Origin of the sequence: Micromonospora sp. NPDC048843 (assembly GCF_040649965.1) — a bacterium.
Lineage (GTDB): Bacteria > Actinomycetota > Actinomycetes > Mycobacteriales > Micromonosporaceae > Micromonospora > Micromonospora hortensis.
This window is the reverse complement of sequence record NZ_JBEZGJ010000015.1, coordinates 51,130-67,335: the sequence shown is the minus strand read 5'-3', so window position 1 is coordinate 67,335 and position 16,206 is coordinate 51,130. Positions and strand designations below refer to the sequence as shown.

Genomic DNA, 16,206 nt, shown 5'->3' with positions numbered 1-16,206 from the left:
GGGGGGGGGGGGCGGTGGGGCTTGGCGGGGCCCTGCGCCGGGGGGGGGGCGGGGGGGGGGGTCCCTACGGTTGGGGCGGGGGGGGGGGGGGGGGGGGGGGGGGGCCCCCCCCCCGCCTCGTCGGCTTCACGCTGGGCGTCGGCCGGAAACTCCTCGGGCAGGCCGAGCTCGCGGCGCAACGCGCCGAAGTCGATGCGGGGCGCGAGTACGCGTCGGATGACCACGGGTCAATCCTGACAGCGCCACGGGTGATCCGCTTCCGGTGACCGGCCGGAAATCCGACCGGTGAGGGGATGCTCCGCGCTCAGCCGGTCGCCTTGCGGGCGGCGCTGCGGGGCCCCCTGGGTGCGGTGGCTCGGGCGGCGACCGGGCTGGCCGGAGACTTGCGGGCTGTCACCTTGCGGGCCGGCGCCTTGGCCGTGACGGTCTTCTTCGCCGGGGCCTTCTTCGCCGCCGCCTTGCGGGCGGTGGTCGACGAGGTACCCGTCGCCTTCGCGGCCGGGGCCTTCTTGGCCGGAGCCTTGCGCGCGCCGCCGCCGGGGCGGGTCGACGCGGTCTTCTTCGCCGCTGTCGTCTTCTTCGCCGCTGTCTTCTTGGCGGCGGACGCCTTGGTCGCCACCTTCCGCGCCGGGGCCTTCGCCGCGCTCGTGGTCTTGCGCGTCGAGGCCTTCGCCGCGGTGGTGGTCTTCTTCGCCGGGGCCTTCGCGGCGGTGGTGGTCTTGCGCGTCGAGGCCTTCGCGGCGGTGGTGGTCTTCTTCGCCGGGGCCTTCGCGGCGGTGGTGGTCTTCTTCGCCGCGCTGGCGGTGGTCTTCTTCGCCGCGCTCACCGTCTTCTTCGCCGTACCCGTGGTCTTCTTCGCGGCGGTGGTGGTCTTGCGCGCGGTGGACGCCGGGGCCCGCTTGGCGGCGGTGGTCGTCTTGCGGGTGGTGGTCGAGGCCTTCGCGGGGGCCTTCTTGGCCGCGGCGGTGGTCTTGGTCGTGGCCTTCTTCGCGGGGGCCTTCGTAGCCGCCGTGGTGGTCTTCCTGGCCGGGGCGCGGCCCGCCCCGCCGGCGGCCTTGCGGGCCGGCGCCTTCGCGGCAGCCGTGGTGGACTTGCGCACGGGGGTGGTCCGGCTAGCCGCCGTGTTCCGCTCCGCCGCGGCGGTCTTCTTCGCGGTGGTGCGTCGGGCGGCCGGGCGCTTGGTGGCCTGCTGTGCTTCGGCCATCGTGGTTTCCTCCTCGGGGGACGTGCTCTCGCGTGCGTCCTCGCGGAGCACGAAATACCTCGGCGCGAGCCGTCCCGCGCCGCCTATCTGTCGTCTCCGGCCCAACGAGCGTCCTCGGCATCCCACGCCTCGTTCCGCTCCTGCACTCGTTGCAGGGCGTTCTCCGCGTCGGCCGCCGAGTCGTACGGGCCGAGGACGTGCTTCGCCGGACACACGTTGGCGTCCGTCTCGACCCGGTGATGCCGGGTGCACCAGTAGAACTGCCCACCACGTTCGCTGTCGCTCATGGGAATCACTGTGCACCGCGAACCGGCCGGCCGCCACCGGATCGCACAAGTCGCCGACGATCTCCACAGTAGATATGCATTGCGTTCGTCGGGGCGGAACGCGGAAATAGGGTCGGACGAACAGTCAGTTCCGGTGCAATCCAGGGCTGAGGCATGATCTGCGCTCGTGATCAATACGGTGACCGGCACGGGGGCGTGCCCGGGATGTTCGGCGACGACGGCATCGGTACGGGACGCGGTGCCCTGGTGTCCCAGCTGCGAATGGAATCTGGACGCCTATGACCCGGCACGACGCCGACGCGAGTTCGGGTGGGGTTGGGTCGACCGGTGGACCTACCGAATGGCGTTCCGGGCGACCAGGCGGCAGTTCACCCAACTGGTTGGGCGACCGTTGGGCACCAACGGATCCGAAGCCGCCCGGACGCTCACCGCAGCAGCCTCGTTGCTCCTGATCGCCGCGGTGCTCGCGCTCGCGGTTGTCGGCGGTTGGCTGATCGTGGCGTTCCCGTTTCCCAACCTGGCGATCGTGCCGGGTGTGGCGATGGTCGGTCTGGCGATCGCGTTGCGGCCCCGGTTCGGTCGCCTCGACCCGGAGCTGGAGGTGCTCACCCGCGACCAGGCGCCGGAGTTGTTCGGCCTGATCGACGAGGTGGCCACGGCGATCGGGGCACCGGTACCGGACGTGGTGGGTGTGGACGGCGCCATCAACGCGTACGCGGGCACTGTCGGGTTGCGGCGGCGGAAGGTGCTCGGTCTCGGACTTCCGCTGTGGGGTTCGCTTCCCGCCGGTGGCCGGGTGGCGCTGCTCGGCCACGAGCTCGGTCACTTCGTCAACGGTGACCCGCGCCGGGGCCTGTTCACCCAGCCCGCGTTCACCATGCTCGGCTCGGCCGCCGACCTGTTCCGGCCGGTGCGGACCAGCGTCGGGGCGGGGCTGGTGGAGATGCTGGGCGACGCGCTGGGCCGCGCGTTCCAGTGGGTGGTGTCGCGGGTGCTGTTCGTCGCGTACCTGCTGCTGGTGACTGTGGCATTGCGGGACAGCCAGCGCGCCGAGTACCTCGCCGACGAGCTTTCCGCCCGGGTGGCCGGCACGACCGCCGCTACCGACTTCCTCGACACCCTGCTCGCCACCGAGTCGCTGGCGCTGGCGGTGCGTCGGGAGAGCCGGGCGGGACACGGCCCGGACCGGTGGCGCTCCGCGCTGGCCGAGTCCCGTGCGGCCAAGACCGACCAGTTGCCGCTGCTGCGGCAACTGTCGGTCCGCGACGAGGCGACGCTGTTCGCCGCTCACCCACCGACCGGACTGCGCCGCCAGATGCTCGCCGGGCGCGCGTGGCAGGATCCCTCGGTTGTGCTCACCGAAGCCCGGATGGAGCGGATCGACGCCGAACTCGGCAAGGAGTACGACCGCTTCCGCCGTACCGTCAGCTGGTCGGGCTGACGCCGGACGCGCACCCGCGGGCGGCGTTGGGCAGAGCGGTCGCGGCCTATGATCGCCGGATGGCGACACCGGACTACATCGTGGGGCTGCGCAAGCACGTCGGCCACGACCTGCTCTGGCTGCCGAGTGTCAGCGCGGTGGTCCGCAACGACGCCGGTGAGCTGCTGCTCGGGCAGCGTGCCGACGACGGGCGCTGGTCGGTGATCAGCGGTTTCGTCGAGCCGGGCGAGCAGCCGGCCACCGCGCTGGTCCGCGAGGTGCGCGAGGAGACGGGCCTGGAGGTGACGCCGGTGCGGATGTCCAGCGCCGTGTCGCACCCGCACACGTACCCCAACGGGGACCGCTGCGAATACCTGAACCTGGGGTTCCTGTGCCGGTTGGTGGCCGGCACCGCCCGCGTCAACGACGACGAGTCGCTGGCCGTGCGGTGGTTCCCGCTGGACCGGCTGCCCGAGCTGGACAAGCACGCCCTGCTGGTCATCGCGTACGCGTTGCGCGAGAACAAGGTGGCCGGTTACCTGGAGCCGGGTACGACGTGGGACGACGTACCCGACTGAGGTTCACACCGGGGTCGGCGCGAGGACGACCGGCTCGGCGGGGACCGATCGGGCCGCCCGGATGGCGTACGCGAGCGCGTACGGCGTGCAGGCCAGGTAGAGCATGGGCTCTATCAACACCCGGTTGGTGATCAGGAAGATCTCCCACTCGATCGGCCGGGGCAGGCCGAAGTTCCAGTCCGTCCAGCAGGCGAAGAGCCACAGCGGCGCGGAGATCGGGTCGACGCGCTCCCGTGCCTCGATTGTCGGCCCAGCGCCGAATCCGGCGGGGTACGCGTCGACGATGACGAGGATCACCGCGAGGTCCGCGGCGACGAGTGCGCCGAGAACGCCCACCCACCAGGCGGCTCGGACGCGACCCCGGGCGGCGAGGCTCGCCGCGGCCCAGAGCGCGAGGGTCAGGCCGGCCAGCCAGAGCAGCAGACCGGGTACGGCGTCGGCCAGGCCCTCGGCGTTGACGACGTACCTGAAGTTGACGACGTACACGAACAGGATGACGGCCGCACCGACCGGGAGCACCACGCCGAGGGCGATACGCAGCGGGCCGTCGAGTGCGTTGTGCCGGGCCCAACGGGCGGCGAACACCGCCAGCACGACCGCCAGCACGATGGTGAACGCCGCCCAGATCGGCCTCTGCGCCCGCTCCACCCAACTCGCCCGCACCAGCAACGAGTCGACGGAGAACAGCGCCAACACACCGAGGGCCACGATCCCGACGCAGGCGATCGGGGACAGCAGTAGTGCGGCGACGGTGCGGCCGGCCCGACCACGCATCACTGTGCGGTCGACGATCGGGGCGCCGGCGCGACCGACGGCCAGGCTCACCGCGAAGCCGACCATCGTCGTCCGGTGGCCACTCTCGGCGAGCACGTGCAGCTCGGCAGCCCACTCGCGGCGCAGCTCGTCGCGAACCTCGGCCGGCCAGCGGCGCGCTGCCAACTCCAACAGCAGCTCGGCGGCCCGGCGGGTCACCACGCCGGTGCTCCGGTGGGCTCGGTGCCACCCCACGAGCGACGGCTGCCGTCGGGGATCGCGGCCCGCAGGTCGGCGAGCGCCTGGCGGGCCTGCGCCACCCCAACGGCGGTCAGTCGGTAGTAGCGGCGGGCCGGCCGCCCGGCCGCGACGGGATCGATCGCCTCCCAGTCGGCGGCCAGCCAGCCGGCCCCCTGCAACCGGTGCAGCACCGGGTAGAGGGTGCCGCTGGGCAGGCCCGTCAATCGCATCAGGTCGAGCCCGTAGCGCTGCTCGTCGGGCTCGGCGAGCAGCGCCGCGAGCACCTTCGCGACCGGAATCGTCATCCGCATCCGACCACTGTATCGGAACTCTACATAGGGGTGGGTACCCGTTCGACGGGAATCCACAGCTCGGCGTCCGCCTGGGTGCCGTCCGCCGACACCCGGACCCGGGAGATCTCCGGTCCAGGTCGGCTGCGGTACGGGTTGGACGGAAACCACTGGGTGAACACGTCACGCCACAGGAACTGCACCGCCTGCGGAAATGCACCGGAGGTGGTGAACACCGCCCACGACCCGGCCTGCACCGGCAGCGCGTCCAGGCCCTCCGGCGGCACGGCGGCGGTCACCACCCCGTGCCAGTAGTCCAACTCGGTGCCCTCCTGCCGGCTGTCGGCGAGGTTGTCGCTGACGTTGACGATCCCCTTCGGCTCCTGATCGGAGAGCGCCTCGATCCGTTCGGTCGTCTCCTTGTCGATGCTCCGGATGAACGCGACGATCGCCGGGTTCATCCCCTCGTGCACCAGCGGGACCCGGGCCTTGCGCCCCACCAGCGCGAACGCGTCCTTGTCGACGATTCGGTACTCCATGCTGCCGCTCCCTTCGACTGTGAGTCGGAAGGACATCCGGGGCTGGGCACGCAGCGCTGCCCCCGTACGCCGAGCTTCTCCGGGCCCCACGCCGTGCACGGCGTGGAACGCCCGGGCGAACGCCTCGGCGGACCCATAGCCGTAGTGCACCGCGACGTCGAGCAACGTCCGCTCCCCCGCCAGCACGTCCGCGCCGGCGACGGTGAGCCGGCGCCGACGGATGTACTCCGACAGCGGCATCCCGGCCAGTGCGGAGAACAGCCGCCGGAAGTGGTACTCCGACGTCAGCGCGATCCGCGCCAGCTCGGCCACCTCGATCTTCTGGTCGAGGTGGCGCTCGATGTGAGCCATGGCCTCGTTGAGCCGATCCAGCACCCGGGCCTCCTTCCCTTTCGAGCACCGACGTTAGGTCGTGGGGTCGGTCGCCCACCCGACATCCGATGCCCGCATCGGTCGGGTACGGCGGCACCGATCGCCCGTGTCGTAGCCTGGCGGACTTTGCTTCCGAAGGAGGTTGACGTGGCCGAGTATCCGCAGGACGTCGTGCAGCGCTTCCACGGCACCCCCGACCAGGTCGACGCCGGCCTGGTGGGCGAGCCGCCGCGGACGTGGGAGTCCGTCGTCATCGAGGAGTACGACACGTCCTGGGCGCAGCGTTTCATCGCCGTCCGATCGTCGCTCACCGGGGCGCTGGGTGGGCTGATCATCGCTGTGGAACACGTCGGGTCGACGGCGGTACCGGGGCTCGCCGCCAAGCCCGTCATCGACATCGACCTCGTTCTCGGGGACACCGCCGAGGAGGCCGCCTATCTCCCCGCCCTGGAACGGCTCGGGTACCGGCTCGTCCTTCGGGAACCCTGGTGGCACGGGCACCGGATGCTTCTCAGCCCCGCCGAGGACGTCAACCTGCACGTCTGGCCGCAGGGTGCGCCGGAGCCGATCCGGCACCGGCTCTTCCGCGACTGGCTGAGATCGCATCCGCACGACCGGGAGCGGTACGCCGCGACCAAGCGCCGCCTCGCACGGGACACCACGAACCGGCCACGCGACTACAGCCTCGCGAAGAACGACGTCATCGACGAGATCTACGCGCGCATCTTCGCCGCCTGATGACCTCACGTCTGCGGCGGTCCCGCGTAGATCTTGGACAGTTTCCGTTATCAGTTAACGGAAACTGTCCAAGATTGGGCCGTGGGCCGAGGATGTGAGCCCGCCAGTGACCACCCGGGTTCGTCAGGAACAGTCGAAGCGGTACTCGAACGGCCTGGTGGGGCAGGCGGTGCAGACGAAGAGGTAGATCCCGCCGACGTCGCCCAGCATGAGCCCGGTGGGGTTCTGGATCGTCGACCACGGATGATCGTCGGTGGTGGCCGTCTCCCAGCCGGCCATCGCCGGACGATCCTCTACCGGAATCCACCGCTTCTCGTCACCGCGGCTGAACTCCCAGCTGGCGACCGTCAGCAGATGGTCCATGAGCGAGCCGCACTCGCAGACCGGCCATTCCGGCGACTGGGTCCAGCCGGGGTAACCGCCGACCTTGATCCCCGAGGCGACCGCCAGATCGGTTTCGTACTCCCATCCGGTCTCCTGCGCGACCTGCCTCATCGTGCCCTCGATCTGCGGCCACACGGCATCCGGGAGGTCCCAGCCCGGATACTCGGTGACCCGCTCCGGGTCGAGCACGCAGGGGTTGGGGACGTGCGCTGGGTCCGACTCCACATCCGGTAAGGGCATTTCTTGAAGCCGGACGCCGATGTCGGCGCGGCGACGCCACCGCAGTTCGGGGCGAGGTGTCGTCCACGGGTCGTGGTCGAATGGGCACCACAGGACCTGAAGAATGTCCGCGCCCGCTGGGAACGGCACTTCGGGCACGTCCTCGGCCAGCAACTGCGCCACCGGCACCAGCGGTGCCGCCGACTCACCCGGAGAGTCGCGGTAGTGGTCGCCGGGCTCCGGCCCGTCGCACATCGGCCAGGCTTCGTCGGCCGGCCACAGCAGCGGGCCGCCTACCGAACTCTGCTCCGCTGTCGGCGCACCCGGACGGGGATGCAGGCGGACGGTCGTCCGCGCCAACGGCGCAACCGCCGGAAAGATCTGTGGCATGTCGATGGGGCTGGAGGGGGTGGTGTGCACGCCGCCGATCGTAGGGGGCGCGCAATCAGCGTGTTCAGCGCGGCGGCTGCTGCATGATCCAGGTGGGCACGGGCTCCGACAGGAAGCCGGCCACCTCCCAGCCGGCCCGGCGGTACAGCTCGACGTTGCCCGGGTTGCTGGTCTCCAGGATCGCCGGCAGGCCCTCGGCGGCGGCACGGGCCAGGCCGGCCCGCATGACGGCACGGCCCCAACCGCGTCCGGCGCTGTCGGGGTGGGTGCCCAGGACGCCGAGATACCAGAACGGGAACGTCGGCAGAGCGGCGTGCACGGCGTCGTCGTAGCTCTGGACGCGGGCCAGCACGTCGGCGGGGTAGTGAGCGGCGAGCCCGCCCTCCGGTGACCCGGTCGGCGACCCCGCCGGTGGCTCCCAGATGGCGACCGACGCGCCCCCACCGATCGTCCAGATCGATGACTGGTGCACCCGCTTGTCGAAGAGGTGCCCAAAGAATGTGGCGGCGTACCGCGGATAGGTCTGCTCGTCGGGGAAGAGGCACCGCAGGATCGGATCCTTGACGAACGCGGCGACCAGCGAACCAACCACCGCGTCGCGGTCCGCCGGGGTGGCGATGGTGATCTCGGGCGTTGTCACAGCAGTCGACACTATCCGAAAAGGAGCCTTGACCCTGACACGGTGGCGGACCGGAGACTGGCCCCATGGACCTCGATGACTACCGGGGACACTCCCCCTACAGCGACCCCGGGCGGCACGGCGGACTCCTCGACGCCGTGGCGTCCGACATCCCCACGGTGGCGGCGACCGCCCGTAACGTGATCGTCCACTACCGGGCCGGCGGCGTCGAGCTGCCCGACGACCGGCAGGACGAGGTGAACCGCCGCTGGGTGGACCGCATCCTCGACACCGACCAGTCCCGCTTTCCCCTGCCGCTGAGTGCTGAGCGCCCGGCCGTGGAACGGGTGGCCGGCTGCTGCCGGGACCACACACTGCTATCGATCGCGATCCTCCGTCAGCACGGCATTCCCAGCCGCAGCCGGGTCGGCTTCGCCTCGTACTTCGTGCCCGGCTGGCACCACGACCACGTGGTGGTGGAGTACTGGAATGGCGACCGGTGGGTCTGGGCCGACCCGGAGGTCGACCCGGCCGGCGACTGGGGGTTCGACGGCTACGACATCGACCCGAAGGCCGGCCTCTTCGACTCGGCCGCGCGGGTGTGGTCGGCGTACCGGGCCGGGACAATCGACCCCGAGGTGTACGGCGTGAGCCCGGAGCTGCCGATCCGCGGCGCCTGGTTCATCCACGACTACGTCCTGCTGGAACTGGCCCACCGGCAGAAGGACGAGCTGCTGCTCTGGGACAGCCTGGACGCGATGACCGACGACGTCGCCACCGCCGACCTCACTCTCGTGGACGAGATCGCCGCGTTGCTGCTCGCCGCCGACGACGGCGACGAGGCCGCGGAGAAGGCCCTCGCCGGCCGGTACGCCAGCGACGCCCGACTCCCCCCCGGCCTCCGGGTGGAGAGCGTCTCGCCGGTCTCCGGCACCGTCAGCATTGTCGACCTGCGCCGCTGAGCAAGCCGGACGTGTGTCGAAGCCCCGGCCAGGAATTCGACACACGCCCTAGCCGAAGGTGAAGGCGTACGCCTCGGCGCCGGGCTCGCCAAACGTGATCTCCAGGGTCCGCTCACGGACCGCGCCGTCCTGGCGGACGAGCTGGTAGAGCCGGCCGTCCTGGAGCACGCCGTTGCCGTCCTCGTCGACGTCGACGCCGTGCGCCGGGCCGGGGGCGTCACCGTCGAGCAGCACGCGGAACGGAATCGACGCTCCCGCCCCGGGGGCCAGCACGAGATGCGCGTCGCGGGCGTGGAACCGGAAGGCGATGCCGCCACCGGCCCGGTCCAGCACGACGTTCTCCGACCTGATCGTCCACTCCCCCGCCAACGCCCACTGGTTGAGGCCGAGGCTTTCCGGCACCTGGTAGGCGCGGCGTTCGTCGAGCGCCGGGCCGTTCGGCGACGCGAAGTGTTCGCCGCGACTGAAACCGAGGTACGTCTCGGGCGTGCGCAGGTTGTTCCAGTCGGCGTCCGCCTCCGGGCCGAGCCCCTTGACGGGTACGGGTTCGCGCTCGATGCCGAGCAGTTGCTGGAGCATCCGCTCGGACTGCTCGTAGCGCCCCTCCCCGAAGTGCTCGTCGCGGATGACGCCGTCGGCGTCGACGAAGTAGAGCGCCGGCCAGTAGTGGTTGTCGAACGCGCTCCAGATCGCGTAGTCGTTGTCGACCGCCACCGGGTAGTCGATCGACCGGGCCGCCACCGCTCGCCGCACCCAGTCGACCTCGTGCTCGAACCCGAACTCCGGGGTGTGCACCCCGACGACGACCAGCCCGTCATCGCGGTAGGCCTGCGACCAGGCACGCACGTACGGCTCCTGGCGCAGCCAGTTGATGCAGGTCAGCGTCCAGAAGTTGATCAGGACGACGCGCCCACCCAGGTCGGCGGGGCCGAGTGGCTCGGCGTTGAGCCACTCGGCCGCCCCGTTCAGCGGGGGCAGGTGCACGGCCATCTAGCGCAGTGACCGGAAGGCGGTGCGAAGCTCCTCGGAGAAGATCTTCGGCTGTTCCCAGGCCGCGAAGTGCCCGCCCACGTCGAGCTTGTTGTAGTAGATGAGGTTGGAGTACGCCTGCTCGGCCCAGCTCTGCGGCGCCTCGTACAGCTCGTCGGGGAAGACGCTCACGGCGACCGGGACGTTCACGCCCTTGGCGGCGAAGAACGACAGTTTGTTCTCCGCGTACAGACGGGACGCGGAGACCGCTGTGTTCGTCAACCAGTAGAGCGAGATGTTGTCCAGGATGTCGTCGCGGGTGAGGCCCGCTTTGGCCCCGTCGAACACCTGCGAGATCAGGGCCAGACTCTTCGCGTCGTGGTCGAGCAGGAAGGACGCCAGACCGACCGGAGAATCCGCCAGCCCGGTCAGTGTCTGCGGACGTGTCGCCATCATGAGGGCGTAGGCGACGTGTTTCCAGACGAAGTTGACTTCCTCGGTGGCGCGCATTTCGTCGTCGGAGAGCCCGGATGGCAGCGAGCCCATGGCGTTGTTCGCGCCGGTGGTGTCGCCCTGGAACAACAGGTCGATCTCGGGTGGGACGGCACCGGGCATGTTGGTGTGGATGCCGAGCAGTTCCGGCGGCGCCTGGAGGCCCATCTGGTCGACGATGACAGCACCCCAGTCGCCGCCCTGCGCGACGAACCGGTTGTAGCCGAGCCGCTTCATCAGCTCTGTCCAGGCGGTCGCGATCTTCTGCGGGTTCCACCCCGACTCGGTCGGCTTGCCGGAGAAGCCGTGCCCGGGCAGCGACGGGATCACCAGGTGGAAGGCGTCCGCCGCGCTCCCGCCGTGCGCTGTCGGGTCGGTGAGCGGCTCAATGATCTTCATCTGCTCGATCACCGAGCCTGGCCACCCGTGGGTGACGATGAGCGGCAGCGCGTCCTCGTGCTTCGAGCGCACGTGGATGAAGTGGATGTCCACCCCGTCGATGGTGGTCATGAACTGCGGTACGGCGTTCAGCCGCGCCTCGACAGTGCGCCAGTCGTACTCTTTCTCCCAATAGCGGGCGACGGCCTGAATGGTCGCGAGTGGCACGCCCTGCGACTGGTCGTTCACCGTTTCCTTGTCCGGCCAGCGGGTGGCCTTGATGCGCCTCTTCAGGTCATCGAGGTCGGCCTGAGGAATGTCGACCGAGAACGGCCGAATCTCCGTGGTGCCCGGACGAGTCTTGGTTTTGACAGCCATGCGTGTTTCCTCTCCGTCTAGGTGTGCGCCTCGCGAGGAGAAATCATGGGTGAAAGGCTCTGCCCGGACTTATGTGCCAACGATGGGCACGCCGCCGCCATATCTCGGAGCCTAGAACGCCGCACCGGTTGCTCGTGGCGATACGAGCAGCCCTCTCATGTGTCAGCTCCGGGGGCCGCGACGGCGTGTTCGGCGGCGCGGCTGACCTGCTCCCAACCCGCCCAGGTGTCCATCCGCCGACGGGCGATGTCGAACGCCAGGTCGTACACCATGCTGCCGAGCAGGAGCCGCAGCGGCGGCTCGTCGCTGTCGACCAGTTGCAGCAGCGCCTCGGCGGCGAGCCGGGGCTCGCTGTCGATCGAGCCTTCCGCCCACTGGCGCTCCAGTTCGGCGCGCAGTGGCGCGTAGGCATCCATCGGCGTGGTGGCGCGCACGCTGGTGTAGAGGTCGGTCCAGTATCCGCCCGGCTGCACGATGCTGACGGTGATGTCGAAGGCCGCCGCCTCCATCGCCAGCGCCTCGCTCATGCCCTCCAGGGCGAACTTGCTCGCGCTGTACAGGCCGGTGCTCGGGAAGCCGCCGAGCGCGGCGATGCTGGAGACCTGCACGATGTGACCGGACCGCTGGGCGCGCAGGTGCGGCAGCACTGCCTGACTGACCCAGAGCGCGCCGAAGAGGTTGACCTCGAACTGGGCGCGCGCCTCGGCCTCGGTGAACTCTTCGATCATGCCCATGGACAGGGTTCCGGCGTTGTTGACGACGATGTCGAGCCGACCGAAGTGCTCGACGGCGGTGTCCACTGCCGCGATGACCGCCGCCCGGTCGGTCACGTCGAGGGTCAGGGCCAGCAGCCGGTCGGCGTACTTCTCGTCGAAGTCAGCAGCGGTGATGGTCCGGGCGGCGGCGACCACCCGGTCACCCCGGTCGAGTGCGGCGTCGGCGAAGGCGCGGCCCAGGCCGCGGCTGGCACCGGTGATGAACCAGGTACGCATGTGTTCTCCCAGCGCTTCAAGACGAGACGGTCCGTCTCGCGATGGACCGAGACTAGGCCCGTGACGTCGCCGCCGTCAAGACGAGACGGTTCGTCTCGTCCGCTGGTATGGTCGTGCTCATGACGCCCAACACGGCCCGCCGGAGAGAGACCTCCCGACGCGCCATCCTCACCGCGGCCTTCGACCTGCTCCAGGAAACGGGGTACGCGAAGCTCAGCATCGAGGGCATCGCCGCGCGGGCCGGCGTCGGCAAACAGACCATCTACCGCTGGTGGCCGTCGAAGGGCGCTGTCATCTTCGACGCCTTCCTCATGCTCAGCGAGGCCACCGAGGGTGGGCCGCCGGCGCTGCCGGACACCGGCGACCTGGCGGCGGACCTGACAGTGGTGCTGCGCGCGACGGTCGAGGAGATGAACGACCCCCGGTACGAGCAACCGATGCGCGCGCTGGCCACCGAGATCGCGCTCGACCCCGAGCTGGCCGCGGCGTACGCCGAACGGTTGGACGGGCCGTTGAAGGAGGCCAAGCGGCAACGCCTGCGCAGCGCCCAGCAGGCCGGTCAGATCGCCGACGACGTCGACCTCAACGTGGCGGTGGACATGATCTGGGGGCCGGTGCTCAACCGGTGGCTGCACCGCAGCGGGCCGCTCACCACCGAGTACGCCGACCTCGTCGTCGCCACCGCCCTCAACGGCCTACGCCCCCGTGGACAGGCCCGTTCCGCCCCGGTCAGCGTCAGCACGGTCAGGGATGCCTGATCCCAGGCGCTCCTGAACAGCGGGGGCATCGGCACCGATGTCAGGCGAACGGCTGCTCGGCGAAGCTGATCCCGGCGCGCTCGGCGGGGGTGAGAATCTGCTGGGGGACGTGCTGCGGCGGCATCCGAAGGAACTGGGTGTAGCCAGCAGCTCGAAGGCGGAGATCGAAGTTCTGACCCTCGATGTGCCACAACGGTTCCGGGCTGCTGTCCGGGGAGTCGAGCCGGTGCAGGTCGGCGATCTCCATAAGGTCGTGAAGCGGTCCGAGTTTGCCGTCGATGTTCCACGCGCCTTCGAACACCAGCGTCGCGGGCGCGATCCAGAAGGTGAAGTGGCGCTCCTCTCCCACGGGTTGCACCCACCGCACGATGTAGTCGAGGTCCAGCAGGAGCCTGGCGGGCGGAAGGGTCTCATCCACGCCGATGCTCACCGCATGGATCCGGCAGTCATGCCATCCCATGTTCGGGAAGTCGGCGTCGGTCCAGGTCGCCTTGGACAATCCTGAAGCGGCATGCGGCAAGCTGATCACCGGATCAGTATCCGGGACGACACGTTCGCGTCGGCGACCGCCAGACGCCACTCCTGCCGCCGACGCCGGTCTCGTCGCCACCAGCCTTCAACGGACTGCGCCCCCGCCGATCCGGCGAGTGACGATCGGTGGGACGGCTTTGCGCTGCCACAGCACGGTGCGGCAACATCAGGCGCCGTGACGGCACCAGGCACGGCTCCCGACAACGACATCCCGGCGGCCGACGACGGCACGCCTCGGTCGAGTCGGCGGGTCAGACACTGGCTGGCGGGTGCCGGGGTCACCGCCCTGGCCGCCGTCCTGGGCATCACCCTCGCCGTCCGGGGTGGCGCCACCCCGGCCTGTGCCGCGCCGCCGTCGGGCAACGCCATCCACAAGGGAACCGCCAGCTTCTACGACGCGGGCCGCTCGGGTGGCAACTGTTCCTTCCCGGGTCCGCCGGCGGACCGCCTCTACGTGGCCCTCGGCGCATCCCAGTACTCCGGATCGGCGGCCTGCGGCAGCTACCTGGAGGTGAGCGGCCCGAAGGGCAAGGTCCGGGTCATGGTGATGGACCAGTGCGGCGGCTGCGGACCCAGCAAGATCGACCTGTCCACCGAGGCGTTCACCAGGATCGCGGACCGGTCGCAGGGCATCGCACGCGTGACGTACCGGGCGGTGGTGAACCCGCCGCTCGACGGAGGGCTCACCTTCCGGATGAAGGGCGGCGCCTCGAAGTACTGGTTCGCGGTGCAGGTCGGCAATCACGGCAACCCGCTCCGCTCGGTCGAGGCGAAGGGACCGGGCGGCGGCTTCCGCAAGGCCGCCCGGCAGAGCGACAACCACTGGACCATCGAGGGCGGGATCGGCCCCGGGCCGTACAGCATCAGGGTCACCGACGTGTACGGACGCCAGGCGACCGCCACCGGCATCCGCATGGTCACCAAGCAGGTGCAACGCAGCACTGCCACCCTCGCCAGCGCCTCCCCCACGCCCAGCAACTCGCCCTCGGCCCCGCCGAGCCCCACCGTCGCGCCCGCACCGACGCCGGCGGAGTCGGTCGCGCCGACGGCGACAGTCGAGGCGCTCGCGGGTGCCGCCGCTCCACTCGACCGCCCCCGCTGCTGATCGAGCCGTGGCGGCACGATCGCCAGCCTTGCCGCGCGACGGGAAACCCGCCTCAGCGGAACACGCGCGCGACAAGCATCAGTAGCGCCCTGAGCAGCACCACTACGCGGTACACCGCGTAGACGATCCACACGACGAACATGCCGATGGCGCTGACGATCAGGGCGGGCCCCACGACTGTCGTTTCCTCGACCACCCAGCCGCCCGCGATCATCACTGTGACCACGACGCCGAGCAGCACGACAGCGCGTCCCACCCCCTTCGACGCCTGCCACAGGGCTGTCGCGTGCACGCGGGACGGCTGGGCTCCCGCTGATGGCCTGGCGGGCGAGGCGACGGATGTCGGTGCCTGCGACGCCAGTTCGTCGAGTTGCCGACCTGCGGCGCGGTCCCGTTCGTCGGCGGAGTCACGCAGGACCGCCTCCACGGCACGCAGGTCGTCCCGATCGCGAAGCAGTCCGGTACGCGGATCAGCGAGGAGCAGCAGGGGAACGGGAGGTTCCTCGTCTGCCGAGCGGGCCAGCACCCACGCTTCGCCGAAGCCCTTGAGCTGCCCCGGTTGCCGCACCGTGACGATCCCGGACACCAGGCTGATCCGGGGCGACTCCGGACCAGCACCGATGACGAGGTCAGTGCCGTCGATCCTCGCTTCGTCGTCGAGCAGGTCCCGGCAACTCTCGGTGAAGTGCCGAACGACAGTGGTGACGATGCCGACCACCACCAGGGACACGACCAACACGATGCCGCCGAGCAGCTCGTTGTGCTGTGTCGCCACGATGGTGAGCGACAGCAACGGAACGAGGACGAGCAGGTACCAGCCGACGAACAGCAGGGCCCTGCGCCGGTCCAGCCACCGCTTGAGCCGGGCACGGTCGGTCTGGTCCGGAAAGTGCCGCAGGGGAACACCGCTGGTCGGCGGGATCGGTGGCCGGAACAGGGGGTGGAAGCGCTCACCCGCCAGCAGCGCCAGGTCCCGCGTGAACTGGTCCTCCTTGTAGGCCACCTCACCGAGTTCGAACAGTTCGACGGCCGCCTGGCCGTCCACCGGGCTCTTCTCGGTCAGCGGGACGCCCAGGCTCACCCCGGCCGCAGGCACCAGGAGCAGACGTGGACCCCGCAGCATGCGTCGGACGGCGGTCGCGGGCGCGTCGGCGGTCCCGGGCGCGTCGGCGGTCGCGGGCGCGTCGGCGGTCGCGGGCGCGTCGGCGGTCCCGGGCGCGTCGGCGAGCACGACCGCGGCAACCTCGTCCCACAGCAGATGGCGGTTGAGCTTCGGAATCCGCACCGACAAGCCGTGCGAGTCGACGTCGACGCGGAACGGCAACACCGCGTCGCGCACCAGCCGGCCACCTGTCGCCAGGCCGAGCGCCACAGCCGCCGCGCTCAGGAACAGGCCGACCCAGGCGATGTCCATTAGTCCGTACGCGATACCGACAGCTCCGGCGAGCAGCAGCATCCCGAACACCAGGAGGGCGAAACGGTCGAAGTACGGTCGCCGTACCTTCACCAGCTCATCGTCCAGCACGAGGTCAAGCCGGCGTCGCGCTCGTACGCGCACCTGCGCCGCCACCGCCGCCTTCGGCCCTCGGACCCGCCGTACCATCCGAC

Annotated in this window: 18 protein-coding genes; 6 read left to right on the top strand and 12 right to left on the bottom strand. The window is 70.3% G+C overall.

What is annotated here, in order from left to right; genetic code table 11:
* Positions 1 to 304: 304 nt before the first annotated feature.
* Both AB0C20_RS06270 and AB0C20_RS06265 read right to left on the bottom strand, forming a co-directional pair.
* Complete coding sequence (locus tag AB0C20_RS06270; protein WP_357567501.1) at positions 305 to 1,204, bottom strand: histone; 900 nt, start codon at positions 1,202 to 1,204, stop codon at positions 305 to 307.
* Between the two features lie 83 nt (positions 1,205 to 1,287).
* Complete coding sequence (locus AB0C20_RS06265; RefSeq protein ID WP_030330129.1) at positions 1,288 to 1,491, bottom strand: hypothetical protein; 204 nt, start codon at positions 1,489 to 1,491, stop codon at positions 1,288 to 1,290.
* 340 nt (positions 1,492 to 1,831) lie between these two features.
* Between AB0C20_RS06265 and AB0C20_RS06260 the strand changes: the two genes are divergently transcribed.
* Both AB0C20_RS06260 and AB0C20_RS06255 read left to right on the top strand, forming a co-directional pair.
* Positions 1,832 to 2,932: a M48 family metalloprotease gene (locus AB0C20_RS06260; protein ID WP_357567500.1), complete on the top strand. Its 1,101-nt coding sequence runs from the start codon at positions 1,832 to 1,834 to the stop codon at positions 2,930 to 2,932.
* A gap of 59 nt (positions 2,933 to 2,991) precedes the next feature.
* Positions 2,992 to 3,489 (top strand): NUDIX domain-containing protein, encoded by a 498-nt coding sequence (locus AB0C20_RS06255; RefSeq protein WP_357567499.1) that lies wholly within the window; start codon positions 2,992 to 2,994, stop codon positions 3,487 to 3,489.
* A gap of 3 nt (positions 3,490 to 3,492) precedes the next feature.
* Here the strand turns inward: AB0C20_RS06255 and AB0C20_RS06250 are convergent, their stop codons facing one another.
* The 3 genes from AB0C20_RS06250 to AB0C20_RS06240 are packed head-to-tail and all read right to left on the bottom strand — an operon-like array spanning position 3,493 to position 5,686.
* Entirely contained in the window at positions 3,493 to 4,464 is a 972-nt protein-coding gene (locus AB0C20_RS06250; protein ID WP_357567498.1) for a hypothetical protein, read from the bottom strand.
* The gene (locus AB0C20_RS06245) at positions 4,458 to 4,793 is read right to left on the bottom strand and encodes a helix-turn-helix transcriptional regulator (protein WP_357181099.1); all 336 of its coding nucleotides are present in this window, start codon (positions 4,791 to 4,793) and stop codon (positions 4,458 to 4,460) included. The genes AB0C20_RS06250 and AB0C20_RS06245 overlap by 7 nt, the downstream gene beginning before the upstream one ends.
* A gap of 20 nt (positions 4,794 to 4,813) precedes the next feature.
* Entirely contained in the window at positions 4,814 to 5,686 is an 873-nt protein-coding gene (locus tag AB0C20_RS06240; RefSeq protein ID WP_357181102.1) for an AraC family transcriptional regulator, read from the bottom strand.
* Between the two features lie 144 nt (positions 5,687 to 5,830).
* Between AB0C20_RS06240 and AB0C20_RS06235 the strand changes: the two genes are divergently transcribed.
* The gene (locus AB0C20_RS06235; RefSeq protein ID WP_357567497.1) at positions 5,831 to 6,421 is read left to right on the top strand and encodes a GrpB family protein; all 591 of its coding nucleotides are present in this window, start codon (positions 5,831 to 5,833) and stop codon (positions 6,419 to 6,421) included.
* Positions 6,422 to 6,544: 123 nt separating this feature from the next.
* Here AB0C20_RS06235 and AB0C20_RS06230 read toward each other — a convergent pair whose 3' ends face one another.
* Both AB0C20_RS06230 and AB0C20_RS06225 read right to left on the bottom strand, forming a co-directional pair.
* Entirely contained in the window at positions 6,545 to 7,444 is a 900-nt protein-coding gene (locus tag AB0C20_RS06230; RefSeq protein WP_357181108.1) for a hypothetical protein, read from the bottom strand.
* 34 nt (positions 7,445 to 7,478) lie between these two features.
* Positions 7,479 to 8,054, bottom strand: a complete 576-nt coding sequence (locus AB0C20_RS06225; protein ID WP_357567496.1) for a GNAT family N-acetyltransferase — start codon at positions 8,052 to 8,054, stop codon at positions 7,479 to 7,481.
* Between the two features lie 65 nt (positions 8,055 to 8,119).
* Here AB0C20_RS06225 and AB0C20_RS06220 point away from each other — a divergent pair, with 65 nt between their 5' ends.
* Entirely contained in the window at positions 8,120 to 8,995 is an 876-nt protein-coding gene (locus AB0C20_RS06220) for a transglutaminase domain-containing protein (protein ID WP_357567495.1), read from the top strand.
* Positions 8,996 to 9,043: 48 nt separating this feature from the next.
* Here AB0C20_RS06220 and AB0C20_RS06215 read toward each other — a convergent pair whose 3' ends face one another.
* The 3 genes from AB0C20_RS06215 to AB0C20_RS06205 form a co-directional block, all read right to left on the bottom strand.
* A complete protein-coding gene (locus AB0C20_RS06215) occupies positions 9,044 to 9,985 on the bottom strand; it encodes a redoxin family protein (RefSeq protein ID WP_357567494.1) in 942 nt (313 codons plus the stop codon).
* The gene (locus AB0C20_RS06210; protein ID WP_357567493.1) at positions 9,986 to 11,212 is read right to left on the bottom strand and encodes an epoxide hydrolase family protein; all 1,227 of its coding nucleotides are present in this window, start codon (positions 11,210 to 11,212) and stop codon (positions 9,986 to 9,988) included.
* 155 nt (positions 11,213 to 11,367) lie between these two features.
* Positions 11,368 to 12,204 carry an SDR family oxidoreductase gene (locus AB0C20_RS06205; RefSeq protein ID WP_357181124.1) on the bottom strand — a complete coding sequence of 279 codons (837 nt, stop codon included), beginning with the start codon at positions 12,202 to 12,204 and terminating at the stop codon, positions 11,368 to 11,370.
* A 119-nt stretch (positions 12,205 to 12,323) separates the two neighbouring features.
* Between AB0C20_RS06205 and AB0C20_RS06200 the strand changes: the two genes are divergently transcribed.
* Complete coding sequence (locus tag AB0C20_RS06200; RefSeq protein WP_357181127.1) at positions 12,324 to 12,962, top strand: TetR/AcrR family transcriptional regulator; 639 nt, start codon at positions 12,324 to 12,326, stop codon at positions 12,960 to 12,962.
* A 40-nt stretch (positions 12,963 to 13,002) separates the two neighbouring features.
* On the opposite strand, the gene AB0C20_RS06195 is transcribed toward AB0C20_RS06200, so the two are convergent.
* Complete coding sequence (locus AB0C20_RS06195) at positions 13,003 to 13,491, bottom strand: hypothetical protein (protein WP_357181130.1); 489 nt, start codon at positions 13,489 to 13,491, stop codon at positions 13,003 to 13,005.
* A 177-nt stretch (positions 13,492 to 13,668) separates the two neighbouring features.
* Between AB0C20_RS06195 and AB0C20_RS06190 the strand changes: the two genes are divergently transcribed.
* Positions 13,669 to 14,598: an expansin EXLX1 family cellulose-binding protein gene (locus AB0C20_RS06190; RefSeq protein WP_357567492.1), complete on the top strand. Its 930-nt coding sequence runs from the start codon at positions 13,669 to 13,671 to the stop codon at positions 14,596 to 14,598.
* 52 nt (positions 14,599 to 14,650) lie between these two features.
* On the opposite strand, the gene AB0C20_RS06185 is transcribed toward AB0C20_RS06190, so the two are convergent.
* The gene (locus AB0C20_RS06185) at positions 14,651 to 16,201 is read right to left on the bottom strand and encodes a hypothetical protein (RefSeq protein WP_357567491.1); all 1,551 of its coding nucleotides are present in this window, start codon (positions 16,199 to 16,201) and stop codon (positions 14,651 to 14,653) included.
* Positions 16,202 to 16,206: the final 5 nt, after the last annotated feature.